Source organism: Acinetobacter pseudolwoffii (assembly GCF_002803605.1).
GTDB classification, from domain to species: domain Bacteria; phylum Pseudomonadota; class Gammaproteobacteria; order Pseudomonadales; family Moraxellaceae; genus Acinetobacter; species Acinetobacter pseudolwoffii.
Genome location: NZ_PHRG01000006.1, coordinates 88601 through 102082 on the forward strand (window position 1 = coordinate 88601; position 13482 = coordinate 102082).

Annotated in this window: 13 protein-coding genes; 7 read left to right on the forward strand and 6 right to left on the reverse strand. The window is 43.4% G+C overall.

The genetic code is table 11. From position 1 onward, the window contains the following. Positions 1 to 51: 51 nt before the first annotated feature. Complete coding sequence (locus CWI32_RS11850) at positions 52 to 297, reverse strand: hypothetical protein (protein ID WP_100535375.1); 246 nt, start codon at positions 295 to 297, stop codon at positions 52 to 54. Between the two features lie 427 nt (positions 298 to 724). Here CWI32_RS11850 and CWI32_RS11855 point away from each other — a divergent pair, with 427 nt between their 5' ends. Beyond that, the gene (locus CWI32_RS11855) at positions 725 to 1522 is read left to right on the forward strand and encodes a tetratricopeptide repeat protein (RefSeq protein ID WP_100535376.1); all 798 of its coding nucleotides are present in this window, start codon (positions 725 to 727) and stop codon (positions 1520 to 1522) included. A 15-nt stretch (positions 1523 to 1537) separates the two neighbouring features. After that, positions 1538 to 1780, forward strand: coding sequence for a hypothetical protein (locus tag CWI32_RS11860; protein ID WP_100535377.1), 243 nt, complete (start codon positions 1538 to 1540; stop codon positions 1778 to 1780). Between the two features lies 1 nt (position 1781). On the opposite strand, the gene CWI32_RS11865 is transcribed toward CWI32_RS11860, so the two are convergent. From CWI32_RS11865 to CWI32_RS11875, 3 genes are all read right to left on the reverse strand, one after another. Then, positions 1782 to 2708, reverse strand: a complete 927-nt coding sequence (locus CWI32_RS11865; protein WP_005097988.1) for an AEC family transporter — start codon at positions 2706 to 2708, stop codon at positions 1782 to 1784. Positions 2709 to 2770: 62 nt separating this feature from the next. Next, positions 2771 to 3880: an NADH:flavin oxidoreductase/NADH oxidase gene (locus CWI32_RS11870; protein WP_100357963.1), complete on the reverse strand. Its 1110-nt coding sequence runs from the start codon at positions 3878 to 3880 to the stop codon at positions 2771 to 2773. Positions 3881 to 3973: 93 nt separating this feature from the next. Further along, entirely contained in the window at positions 3974 to 5239 is a 1266-nt protein-coding gene (locus CWI32_RS11875) for a carbohydrate porin (protein ID WP_100535378.1), read from the reverse strand. A 397-nt stretch (positions 5240 to 5636) separates the two neighbouring features. On the opposite strand from CWI32_RS11875, the gene mutM reads away from it, so the two are divergent. After that, on the forward strand, positions 5637 to 6497 hold the full coding sequence (gene mutM, locus CWI32_RS11880; RefSeq protein ID WP_100535379.1) for a bifunctional DNA-formamidopyrimidine glycosylase/DNA-(apurinic or apyrimidinic site) lyase: 861 nt from the start codon (positions 5637 to 5639) through the stop codon (positions 6495 to 6497). Further along, entirely contained in the window at positions 6494 to 6778 is a 285-nt protein-coding gene (locus tag CWI32_RS11885; RefSeq protein WP_005097992.1) for a peptidylprolyl isomerase, read from the forward strand. Before mutM ends, CWI32_RS11885 begins: the two co-directional genes overlap by 4 nt. Positions 6779 to 6878: 100 nt before the next feature. Here CWI32_RS11885 and mscL read toward each other — a convergent pair whose 3' ends face one another. Next, entirely contained in the window at positions 6879 to 7319 is a 441-nt protein-coding gene (mscL, locus tag CWI32_RS11890) for a large conductance mechanosensitive channel protein MscL (protein ID WP_074383487.1), read from the reverse strand. Between the two features lie 184 nt (positions 7320 to 7503). Further along, positions 7504 to 9342, reverse strand: a complete 1839-nt coding sequence (typA, locus tag CWI32_RS11895; protein ID WP_005097994.1) for a translational GTPase TypA — start codon at positions 9340 to 9342, stop codon at positions 7504 to 7506. 174 nt (positions 9343 to 9516) lie between these two features. Here typA and CWI32_RS11900 point away from each other — a divergent pair, with 174 nt between their 5' ends. The 3 genes from CWI32_RS11900 (at position 9517) to CWI32_RS11910 (ending at position 13451) form a co-directional block, all read left to right on the forward strand. Next, positions 9517 to 10887 (forward strand): uracil-xanthine permease family protein, encoded by a 1371-nt coding sequence (locus tag CWI32_RS11900; protein WP_005097996.1) that lies wholly within the window; start codon positions 9517 to 9519, stop codon positions 10885 to 10887. 66 nt (positions 10888 to 10953) lie between these two features. Next, complete coding sequence (locus tag CWI32_RS11905; protein WP_100535380.1) at positions 10954 to 11988, forward strand: methyltransferase; 1035 nt, start codon at positions 10954 to 10956, stop codon at positions 11986 to 11988. Then, positions 11988 to 13451, forward strand: a complete 1464-nt coding sequence (locus CWI32_RS11910; RefSeq protein WP_005097999.1) for an amino acid permease — start codon at positions 11988 to 11990, stop codon at positions 13449 to 13451. The genes CWI32_RS11905 and CWI32_RS11910 overlap by 1 nt, the downstream gene beginning before the upstream one ends. Positions 13452 to 13482: the final 31 nt, after the last annotated feature.

The following is a 13482-nucleotide window of genomic DNA, read 5'->3' on the forward strand; positions in this document are numbered from 1 at the left end:
TTCCGGTTTAGGCCCTAAAAAAGCCAAGAGTTAACTCTTGGCTTTTTTGTTTTAGAAACCATGAAACAGCTTATTCATGTCTTTCACCACATAATCTTTGAAGTGATAAGCACGAGCATGTTTGGCATCAAATTTTGTGGTTAATTCACCTTTTTGAAAGGTGTAGACCCGGTCTTCCTGACTAATCAAAAATTCTGCACCGAGCTTCATCAGCAGTGCGTCAATCTTTTCTTCATCCGCAATCGTTTCATCTACGTTAATTCTGTCATAGTGGCGTTTAATCGTTTTGACAAACATGGCTCAATCCTGGGAGGCTGATTTAAACCGAGATTTAACCAGAGAAGTTCCTTTAAGCAAAGTAATCCTTTCAATATCTGAATGATTGATAGGAAAGTTATCCAGATCAGTGATCTGGTTAAATCGGTATATCCTGATTTGATGATTTATTTTGAGTAAATCCCTTTCATAACTCAAGAAATGATAATTTTATTCATATTTAAATAGAGGTTGAACGCTCCTTCTCCCTTCGGGAGGAGGAGCATGCTGCGCAAGTCTCCGACAAGAAGATAGAATTTCATTTATAATAATTAAAAAATGATTTATGAAAGAACTCTAATGACAAATTGTATATTTACAAAGCACAAAATCCTTTTATGATGTAAGTGAAAATGATTAAAACCGCACCAAGGACTTAGGTGCCAGCAATAATAAGGTTATAGGAACCATGAAAAAGTTAATACTCGCTACCGTTCTTGCAGTTTCTGCGCAATTCACTCTGGCAAATACTGTAAAAGATCAGGCCGACCCCCAGTTTGTAAAAATTGAAGCCATGGTGAAAGCCAATAATTTCAAAGGCGCCTATGACGCTTTAAATCAATTGGCTAGTCAGGGAAATGCCCAAGCCATATATAACTTAGGCTATTTAACCCAGACCGGCCAGGGCACTGCCAAAGACGAGAAAAAAGCCATCCAGCTCTATGAACAGGCAGCCAGCAAAGGTTACCCTGTGGCCAATTATGTACTGGGCAAAAATTATGCGGCGGGTACATTAGGACTAAAGCAGGAGTTAAGCAAAGCCAAACAGTATCTGGAACATGCCTCAGCAGCCAACTTTGATGATGCCAGTGTAGATCTGGCTGTGCTGTTATTTGCTGAAAATACCCCTGCCTCAAATAAAATCGGACTACAAAAGCTGCAACCATTAATCACAAAAGGTAATATGCAAGCGATTCACGCCAAAGCCTTATATGACATCAGCTCTGGTTTTAAAAACAAAGATGAAAAACCGATTCAGCAAGGTTTAAGCAGTATTCAGGATCTGGCTAAAAAAGGCTATATCCCTGCCCTGATGGCAGTCGGCAATATGTTTGCCAATGGCAGTATCGTGCAGCAAAACTTGCCTGAAGCGAAAAAAATCTTTGCTGCATTGGCACAGCAAAATATTCCGCAGGCTAAAGAGTCTTTGGCAGCAGTAGACAAAATGATGGCGGAGCAGAAAAAAATACCTGCCAAAAAGAGTTAATTTGGTTTCGCCCCAATGAGAAGCGGAGCTTCGCAAGAAAGGCATCTTGCGGAGCCATACTCTCATCGCAAAACTCGTCAGCCAGCATCCACTGGTAAATTTGTCGCAAAAACAATCATTTTTAATCTTGCGGTGCAATACACCGCATTCCTCAAACAGTTGCGGCTGACTTTTCTACCTGTAAAATATAATCATGAATTTAAAAAAGAAAATGCCAATATGGGGCTTTTTATAAGGAGAGAATCAATCCTGGAATGAGCTATCCCCACCACAAGGCAATTAGGCCGCTGGTCACGATAAAACCAGCGATGGTGCTCATCAGCAGTGGTGTTAAGGCTCGATCATTTAAACCATAGGCCTGTCCCAACATACCGAAGATTGTTGGCATCGGTAAGGCAGCAATCAAAGTACCCGCATGAACCATTTCCTGACTTAAACTGGTCAATTGACTGAGGCCAAGATACATCAGCAGCGGCATCATAATGTTGTTAGAAAACACCAGATAGAAACTTTGCAGATTAACGTATTTCAGGCTCATTCCCACAATACCGCCACCAATTGCAAACAAGGCCAATGGCGATGCTGTCTGTCCGATCAAGGCAAAAACCTGATCGATATAGAGCGGAATTTTAATCTGGAAAATCGCACAGGCCATACCCAGTACGACCCCCATAAATAAGGGGTTTGTTACTAAAGTCAGCACCACACTTTTAAAAATGGAGCCAAGATTTGCCTGATGCTGTGTTCCCAGCGCAGCCATGACCAGTACCAAAGGAATCAGCAACATACTTTCAATGATGACCACCAGAGAAGTATAAGTCATGGCCTGCTGCCCGATTAACAGACTAAGCACGGCCGTACCAATAAGTCCGGTATTCGACATCGCGGCGCCCAGCGACAATACTGCACTCTGCGAATGCGTATTCTGAAAATAACGGCGCATCATCCAGAAACCGCTACCATAGAGCAGTAAAGTTACGCTGCTATACACCGCAAAGTATTCAAAATACCAGATTTCATGCAGGTCTTTAGAGGCGAGAGACTGGAAAAACAGCAGAGGCAACGCCACTTTAATGACAAAAGCACCGACTGTACCCACTTGCTCTTTGTCTAACACTTGACTTTTTACAGTCAGATAACCCAGTGCCAACAATAAAAAAATGGGCACAATGACCGCAAAAATCATAATGCAGCGTCCTCATTTGCAATGAGTGACTATTATACGACCTTCCTGCTTAGAAAAGATTGTTAAAAAGGCTCAAACAGATGGTTTAGACCATGCGGGGCACTGCGAAGATATTGGGGTGAAATCTTTAGTTTTTCTTCAAGTGCCGCAGCTGCATGCCAAGGCCAATGTGGATCGTAGAGAATCGCCCGTGCAATAGCGATAGCATCGGCCTGCCCTTTTTGCAGAATATGTTCTGCCTGTTCTGCTTCGGTAATTAAACCTACAGCAATTACCGGAATATTGACGGCTTTTTTGATGATATCTGCAAAAGGTACTTGATAGTTCGGTTTCACATCAATGTTCTGTTTGACATGTAAACCGGCACTGGAAATATGAATATAAGCTGCGCCCATCGCTTCGAGGGCTTTAGAGAGTTCAACCGAAGAATCAATATTCCAGCTATCTTCATGCTCCATCCAGTCACTCGCTGAAATACGCACTCCGATTGGATAATCTTCCGGAACTGCTGCCTTCATGGCTTGCAATACTTCCAGCGTCAGGCGAATCCGGTTTTCCAGTGAACCACCATATTTATCCTCACGCTTATTGGAAAGTGGCGACATAAACTGATGTAACAGATAACCATGTGCTGCATGTAGTTCAATCAGGTCAAAGCCTGCATCAACTGCACGTTTGGCACTTTCTGCAAAGTCTGCAATGACCTGATCAATCTCTGCCTGACTCAGCGCTTTAGGAGGATGTTCGTATGCCTGAAAAGGAAGATCACTGGCAGAAACAGTTTGCCAGCCATGTGCCTCATCCGGTTTAAACTGGCCTCTACCTGCCCATGGTTTATCTGTAGAGGCTTTACGTCCGGCATGTGCAAGCTGGATAGCAAATGGCATTGGCGATATAGATTTAACTTTGGCCAATAATGCTTTGATCTGGGCAGCTTGCTGATCATTCCACAATCCCAGGTCTGCATAACTGATACGACCTTCTGGTTGTACGGCAGTCGCCTCGACAATACAGAGTCCGGCACCAGAGAGCGCATAATTCGCCCATTGCTGCTCATGCCAATACGTGATTTCACCCTCATCTGTGGCTGAATATTGACACATGGGTGCAATAATAATTTTATTGCTGAGTGATAATGAACCAAACTTTAGCGGTTGAAATAATAATGTCACGTGGCAATCCCTCTTTATTCATGTGAAGTATGATCGGGCAATAAAAAACAGGCTTTAAAAAGCCTGTTTAGTTATAACGTGAACGATCACTTTTTAGAAGATGATGCGGCTGGTTAAACCAAGTAGCAGTGCATTATCTACGTTGTTGGTTGCCCCTGGATTGACTACATATTGCAGGTTTGGACGTAGCATCAGCCACTTTGTTGCATTATAGCTATAGTTGAGTTCGATATTGTATTCTGCATCGGCATTGAATGCTGGACGCGAATCTGCAAAGCGATTATTCACGTGCACACGGTTAACTGCCAGACCCAAAATATCATTCGGTTGACTGTCGAGCAGGCCAATATATTTCACCCCAAGCTGTTGTGAATGATCGACTTTATTGGTTACACGGTCATGCCAGGTGAAATTGGCAAATGAATGCAGGCCCTGACGCCCCTGACCTGTTGAAGTTAATTGCTGTTCAATGGCCAACCAGCCTGCAAAGGTACGATCTTCAGCTTGACCAGTGACAATATCTTTTTGATTGATTGGATCATCCGCAGTATTGTACATTCCACCCACACGGTAGCTACCCGGCAAGTTATTGATGAGTGATTTGGGTGTCCATACAATTTCTGCTGGAATGGTCACGCCATCGGCATGCTCAGTATCCAAACTCCAGCCTTGATCTTCTTTAGCCCCATTGCCATTGTCCGGATTAAACTCATAAACACCGACTTGTACTGCAAGTTCAGGGTTTAGCTGCTGCTTTATACGCGCACCCCATTGTGATACTGGCGTATTCATCCAGATATTGCCTTGCCATTTACCCATCTGCGCAGCACAAAATGCTGTACTGGCAAAATCACAGGCCATCACATTAAAGTCCATGCCCAGCCCCAAACGGCCAGCCTTAATACTCAGTCCTTGTTCTTTATAATTCTTTTCAATCGAAAGTTCACTCAGACGGCTATCCTGATTGCCACGCCCAAACGTACCTTGTGCATTGGCCATCTGTGGCGCTGATGAATCTTGCAAATCACGGATAGACGTACTTTGGCCTTGGCGCGCACTCATTGCAGCACGTACCGTGACACCGTTCCATCCTGCCAGTTTTTCCAGGTCCAGTTGAGTTCCCAACCATAACTGGGCAGAAGTTAATGGATCTGCGCCTGCATTCCGGCCACCATCCGCAAGATAGGCTGTATCAGTTAGCAGATTGGCTTCAAATTTAATTCCTTGCTGAGCCAGTTCTGTACGTTGACCATTCCAGTCCCCCAGTAAATATTGACCTTGCGGATCAAATGCAGATTCTGCCTGCGCGGTTGTCATGGCAGCCATTAATGACAATAAAGCGAAACCTAAATATTTCATGTAAAACCTAAACATTCGGAGAGAAAAACAAGCAAGGTTTTTAAAATTGCTATTAGGTGCATGAATTTACATAACTTTTCCTATAAATTCTTATTATTTTTTTTATTATTGATTAAACTTTTAGTTATGCCTTAATACAAAAAATATAATTTTATTTCAAAATAGTTAAATTATTTATATGTTTTTCAAAAACTTAGGATTTATTTATTTTTGCATTCCTTTTATTTCTTTAATTTTTGGTCTAAACATGCAAAAAAACAGCTTATTCTTTAAGCTCTTACACCTCCAGTAAACATGAAATCCCCAGTCATTTTCTAATGGTTGCATCCCCATTAAGACTTGTAATCTCCGTAAATTCGCCCAATATTAGCTGCATCTCCCTCGCCTCTGATGTGTTATGCCTGAATTACCAGAAGTAGAAACCACCAAAACCAGTTTATTACCCTTGTTAGAACAACGTGTAAAACGGGTTGAAATCCGTCAGTCAAGTTTGCGCTGGCCCATTCCCGAAAATATACAAAAGCTGGTCGGGCAGAAATTACTCAACCTGTCGCGCCGTTCCAAATATATTCTGGCTGAGTTTGAGCACGACACCATGCTCTGGCATTTAGGCATGTCTGGCAGCTTTCGTTTGTGTGAAACAACTGAAGAATTACGCAAACATGATCATCTGATTATTCAGTTTGATGATATTGAACTGCGTTATCATGATCCGCGTCGTTTTGGCTGTATTTTATGGCTAGATGCGCAGTCACAAAGCAAACTGATTGATACGCTGGGACCAGAACCCCTGAGTGAAAATTTTAATTCTCAGTATTTATTTGAAAAATTGAAAAATAAAAATGTTGGCACCAAAGTTGCGATTATGGATAACCATGTGGTGGTAGGTGTCGGCAATATTTATGCAACCGAAAGTCTGTTCAATATGGGCATTCATCCAGCGCAACCCGCCTCGACTTTAAGCTTGGCACAGATCGAAAAATTAGTGCTGGAAATCAAGCGCATATTAAAACAGGCCATTGATTTAGGTGGGTCGACATTACGGGATTACACCAACGCCATGGGAGAAAATGGCTATTTTCAGCAAACGCTGCTGGCCTATGGTCGTGCCGGGGAAATGTGCGTGAACTGTGAGACCACGCTTGAAAATATTAAACTGGGACAACGTGCTTCTGTGTTCTGTCCAGAATGTCAGCCTTTGAAAAAGATGCAACTCCCTGTCAAAAAACTGACAACTGTACGAGGGAAAAAGTCATGAAAACAGCCATTGTGCGTCATATTCTGGTTAAAGATAAAGAAACTGCCGAGCAGCTTAAAAAGAAGATTTTGAGTGGCGCTGACTTTAATAAAATCGCCAGACAATATTCAACCTGTAATTCTGCCAAGCGTGGCGGAGAACTGGGCGAAGTGAAAAAAGGCCAACTGGTGCCTGTCATTGATAAGCTGGTGTTTACGGCTGCTGAACGGGTCTTACATGGTCCGGTCAAAAGCCAGTTTGGTTTTCATTTGGTAGAAATTAAGTTCCGAATGGATTTTTAATCTTATAAATCTCTCCCCACCTCCCTTTAACAAAAGGGGGGATTTAGGAGGATTAAAAAAACGGCACAAGAGGCGCCGTTTTTTATTTGTGTCAGAACGCTTATGCTTCAGGACGTTTTTTCAATTCATCACGAATTTCACGCAATAATTCGATATCTTCAGGGGTGGCTTCAGGTGCAGGTGCTTCTTCTGCCTGTTTACGACGAAGTTTATTCATCATTTTCACCAGTAAGAATACCACCCATGCCAACAACAGGAAATTAATCAGAATCGTTAGGAAGTTACCATAAGCAAATACATTCAGGCCTTCAGCCTGTGCATTTGTCAAAGAAGTGACATTATTAGGATTATCACCCAGTACCAGGAACCAGTTAGAATAGTCAACATCACCACCTAAAATCCAGCTAACGATTGGCATGATGATATCTTTTACAAAAGAATCAATAATTTTACCAAATGCTCCACCAATAATAACACCGACCGCGAGGTCCATCACATTGCCTTTGACAGCAAACTCTTTAAATTCTTGAATAATACTCATTTTTTCTCCAATAATTCATTTTAAAGTTTGTGATGAATTATACATTAATTATAAGTGATTTCATTTTCACATAAGGTGATGTTTTTTATAAGATTTATCGTTCTAGTTAAAATTTTAATACAAAAAAAACCGCAATCTTTGAAAAGATTGCGGCTTTAGGAATCTTAGATCAATAATCTACAGATTATTTACCTGAACGGTTACGTTTACGTTCGTTTTCAGTCAAATAACGCTTACGGATACGGATTGACTTCGGTGTTACTTCAACTAGTTCGTCATCTTCAATGAATTCAAGCGCTTGTTCAAGCGTATATTCAACTGCAGGAACAAGTGTTAATGCTTCATCAGTACCAGATGCACGTACGTTGGTTAACTGTTTTGCCTTAGTCGGGTTCACAGTCATGTCGTCAGAACGTGAGTTAATACCAATAATCATACCTTCGTAAACTTCTAACTGAGGCTTAGCGAATAGACGACCACGGTCTTGTAATGTGAACAATGCATAGCCCAGGCAAGTACCTTGAACCATAGAGATCAACACACCGTTTTGACGTTTCGCAACTTGGCCTTGTTTCATTGGACCATAATGCGAGAAGCTTGATGTCATGATACCCGTACCTGAAGTCATCGTCATGAATTCAGAACGGAAACCGATCAAGCCACGTGAAGGAACAGTTGCTTCAATACGGATACGGCCTTTACCGTCAACTTCCATATTGGTCATCTCGCCTTTACGGCTGCCCATTTGCTCCATTACAGAACCTTGGTGCTGTTCTTCAACGTCAAAAGTCACGTTTTCGTACGGTTCTTGCATTTGACCGTCAATTTCTTTCAAGATGACTTGCGGACGAGATACACCCATCTCGAAGCCTTCACGGCGCATGTTCTCAATTAAAACTGAAAGGTGAAGTTCACCACGGCCAGATACTTTGAAACGGTCAGGACTGTCAGTGTCTTCAACACGTAATGCGACGTTGTGGATCAATTCGCGATCTAGACGCTCACGAATGTTACGTGAAGTTACGAATTTACCTTCTTTACCAGCAAACGGTGAGTTGTTTACCTGGAATGTCATTGTGACTGTAGGTTCATCTACAGAAAGCGGTGGAAGCGCTTCAACAGCTTTCGGATCACAAATCGTGTCAGAAATGTTCAATGCATCAATACCCGTTACGCAAACGATATCACCTGCATTGGCTTCTTCGATGTCCACACGGTCTAAACCATGATAACCCATGATTTTTAAGATACGACCGTTACGTGTTTTGCCTTCTTTATCGATTACAGTCACTTGCGTGTTCAATTTAACTGAACCACGTTGAATACGACCAACACCGATAACGCCTACGAAGCTGTTATAGTCAAGTGAAGACACTTGCATTTGGAATGGACCATCAACGTCAACTGCTGGCGGTTCAACGATGTCTACAATTGTTTGGAACAATGGCGTCATGTCGTCAGCAAGTTCTTCTGGAGAAGGACCCGCCACACCACGAAGACCAGATGCATAAACGACCGGGAAGTCTAACTGTTCGTCAGAACCACCCAAGTTATCGAACAAATCGAATACCTGGTCAATCACCCAGTCTGGACGTGCGCTTGGCTTATCAACTTTGTTAATAATTACGATTGGCTTCAAACCACGTGCGAACGCTTTTTGCGTTACGAAACGTGTTTGTGGCATCGGGCCTTCTTGTGAATCGACAAGAAGAAGTACGCAGTCAACCATCGACATTACACGTTCAACTTCACCACCGAAGTCGGCGTGTCCCGGGGTGTCCACGATGTTAATGCGATATTCAGTATTGGTACGTGCATCCGTCCATTTAATTGCAGTGTTTTTTGCAAGAATGGTAATACCACGTTCACTTTCGATAGCGCCAGAATCCATGACACGCTCAATCTCACCCGCGCGATCACCGAGAGCACCTGATTGTTGCAAAAGTTTGTCTACAAGAGTGGTTTTACCATGATCGACGTGCGCAATAATGGCGATGTTACGGAGAGTTTTAATATCTGACATGTAAATTCAATGCGTATGTAATTTGAGGGCAAATTATACAGAAAAATACAAAACTTTTATAGTCACTGTTACCACACTCCTCAACTTTTTTTAAGGAGATGGGCTTTTTTTGATTTTGTAAAGGCGTGTAACTCGATTAGAATAGCGCCACCCTGCCTTAATTTGCATTGACACATGTCTGATTTTAATCAATCTCCTCCTCCTAAAGATCAACTCGACCTGGTATATGGTCTGGATGATCGTCCAAAACCATTTATTGCTTTTTTAGCTGCATTCCAACATTTATTGGCAATTATTGTCCCGATCGTGACCCCTGGCTTGCTAATTTGTCTGGCACTTGGGGTATCCAAAGAAGACACCAACATGATTTTATCCATGTCTCTGGTGATCTCAGGTATCGCGACTTTTTTACAGTCTAAAAAAGTCGGACCTTTTGGTGCCGGTCTGTTGATTGTTCAGGGAACCAGCTTTAACTTTATCGGCCCAATTATTGGTATTGGTTCAGCCATGGTTGCTGCCGGTACGCCAGTTGAGTCAGTCATGGCAGCAATTTTTGGTGTGGTGATTGCAGGTGCATTTATTGAAATGGGCGTGTCCCAGATTCTGCCTTGGATAAAAAAACTGATTACCCCTTTGGTGACCGGGATTGTCGTCCTTCTGATTGGTTTAACCTTAATTAAAGAAGGTCTAATCAGTATGGGCGGTGGTTATCAGGCCATGAGCGATAAAACTTTTGCCAATGCAGACAACCTAATCATGTCCTGCACAGTCTTGGCGCTGATCATTATCCTGAACCGTATCCGGATTACCTGGGTAAAAAGTTCTGCCATTTTGATTGCCCTGGTTTGTGGTTATATCCTGGCCGGCTTTATGGGCCATCTGGATTTTTCTGGCTTAAAAGATGCCCCACTGGTACAGATTCCAACTCCAATGCATTTCGGTTTAAGCTTCTCCTGGAGCCTGTTTATTCCGATGGCATTCATTTATCTGGTGACCTCTTTAGAAGCGATTGGCGATATCACGGCGACCTCAAAGCTTTCTAACCAGCCAGTCGATGGGCCAAAATGGATGCAACGCATTAAAGGCGGTGTATTGGTTAACGGTGCCAATTCATTCCTTGCCGGTATTTTTAACACCTTCCCAAGTTCGGTATTTGCACAAAATAACGGTGTGATTCAGTTGACGGGTGTAGCGAGCCGTTATGTCGGCATCTGGATTGCTGCTTTACTGATCATTCTGGGTTTGCTGCCTGCGGTTGCCGGGATTATCCAGGCGGTTCCGCAAGCGGTACTGGGTGGTGCAGTGATGGTGATGTTTGGTGCAGTAGCAGCTTCCGGCATTAATATTCTGTCTGGCGTACATCTGGACCGCCGTGCCCTGCTGATTATTGCGATTTCACTGGCACTGGGTTTAGGTGTTGCACAAGTTCCACAAATTCTTGAGCATCTTCCTGAGTTATTCCGTAATATCTTTAGCTCAGGCGTTGCCACTGGCGGTATTGCTGCCCTTATTCTGAATGTTGTACTTCCTGAAACAAAGAAGTAATTTCATGTCCAAAGAACACTGTCTAGGTCAGACTTAGGCAGTGTTCTTTATATTGGAGAGATACCTATGGATCCTAAAAGCGAAGTTTTATTAAGACAATATGATTTTTTGTCGGGTCGCATCTTACTCATTAATGCACCGACAGATGATCTACTCGCTGAATTCGATGCCTCTATCAATCCCGCTGTCTGGACATGGAATTTTAATGATTTTCAATATTTCCAGTCGCAACAAGCAGATGTCCACTTTGGCGCAGAGATGCCTGAAGCTGAGTTTGATCAGGCGGTTATTTTTGTACCCAAGTCTAAAGAACTGCTCAATTATTTACTGCATAATGTGGCAGCACAACTTAAACCGGGCAGCAGTATTTTTCTGGTCGGTGAAAAGAAAGGCGGGATAGAACGTGCAGCCAAACAGTTGCAGCCTTATGGTAAAACCCTCAAACTGGATAGTGCACGTCATTGCCAGCTTTGGCAACTGGTTCTAGACCACACGGTCGAGAAAAAATCACTTGCAGACTGGGCACAGCGTTATAGCATCTCGTCCCCGAATGGTGACCTGAATATTTGTGCCCTGCCGGGCGTGTTTAGTCAAAACCGTTTAGATATTGGGACTGCCACCTTATTACCTTATTTGTCACAAGTTACCTCGGGTAAAATCGCTGACTTTGGTTGTGGCGCAGGTGTGATTAGTGCGTATCTGGCAAAGTTGAATCCGAAAAACCGGATTTTTGCCATGGATGTTGATGCCTTTGCGCTGGCCTCCACCCAAATGACCTTTGATGAAAACCAGCTTAGCCCTGAACAGATCGAAATTAAAGCGGTCACTGGCATTGCTGATGCACCCTTGTTCTTGCATGCCATTGTCAGTAATCCGCCTTTTCATATGGGAATCGAGACCGATTACACGGCCAGCGAAACCTTGTGTAAAACTTCGCGTCGTCATTTAAAATCAGGTGGCGAGCTTTGGATCGTGGCCAACCGTTTCTTAAACTACCCGACCCTGATTGAACAAAACTTTGGTCGCTGCACAGTGAAAGCGGATCAACAAGGCTTTAAAGTGCTGTTCGCTAGCACACAAAAAAATGTTAAGGAATCATGATGAGCGAAACGCAAAATACGATGCAGCTGCAGCGTAAGCTGGGTGCTCGTCATCTGAATATGATCGCCATTGGCGGATCCATCGGTACAGGTCTATTCCTGGCCTCGGGTGCGACCATTGCCAATGCCGGGCCAGGCGGAGCACTACTTGCTTATGCGCTGATTGGTGTCATGATTTATTTCTTGATGACCAGTTTGGGCGAACTCGCCACGCATAATCCTACCTCGGGTGCATTTTTCACTTATGGCACTAAATATGTCGAGGGCGGTTTTGGTTTCGCCTTGGGCTGGAACTACTGGTACAACTGGGCCATTACCGTAGCTTTTGAGCTGGTTGCCGTTCAGTTCATCATGAAATTCTGGTTTCCCGATATTCCTGGTGTTTATTGGAGTGCAATTTTCCTGGCTATTATTTTTGGGATTAATGCCCTGACAGTTAAAGGCTTTGGTGAATCTGAATTCTTCTTCTCTCTGGTGAAAGTTGTCGCGATTATTGCCTTTATCATTATCGGTATCTGGATGATCGTGAAGATTATGCTGACCCCAGGCGCAGAAGCATTTGCCAACTGGAGTATTGGTGACGCACCTTTTGTCGGTGGTTTCCAAGCCTTAATTGGCGTGGCGATGATTGCCGGATTCTCCTTTCAAGGAACCGAAATGGTCGGGGTGGCTGCGGGCGAATCGAAAGATCCAAAGAAAACCATTCCGGTGGCAATCAAGCAGATTTTCTGGCGTATCCTGTTATTTTATATCGTGTGTATTTTCATTATCGGCACATTGATTGCCTACAATGACCCACGCTTATTACAGGCGGCTGCGACCGACAATATTGCGCTTTCTCCTTTTACCCTGCTCTATGAAAAGGCCGGCTTTGCCTTTGCTGCGAGCATTATGAATGCGGTGATTTTGACAGCCATTCTGTCTGCGGGTAACTCAGGCATGTATTCCTCTACGCGCATGCTATTTGATATGGCACGTAAAGGTAGTGCGCCAAAACTGTTTGGCCGTCTGGATCCACGTGGTGTACCGATGAATGCCCTGTATGCCACCACTGCAATCGCAGCACTGTGTTTCCTGACCACCTTCTTCGGTGAACAAGAAGTCTTTAACTGGCTACTCAATATGTCGGGCATGTGCGGCTTTATTGTCTGGCTCGGGATTGCGATTTCACACTATCGCTTCCGCAAAGGTTACTTGGCTCAAGGCTACAAACTGGAAGATCTGGCTTATCGCGCTAAATTCTTTCCTTTCGCCCCTTGGTTTGCTTTTATTCTCTGTGCGATTGTCGTCCTTGGTCAAAACTATCAGGATGTTCTGGCAGGTCAATGGATGGGGGTTCTCTCGACCTATATCAGTATTCCATTGTTCTTGGCAATCTGGTTCGGATACAAATGGAAGAAAAAATCCAAACTGGTGTCTTATCAAGAGATGGATGTACAACCCATGAAACTTGATCAGGAATAAACCATCATAAATTAAAAAATCAGCCTACGGG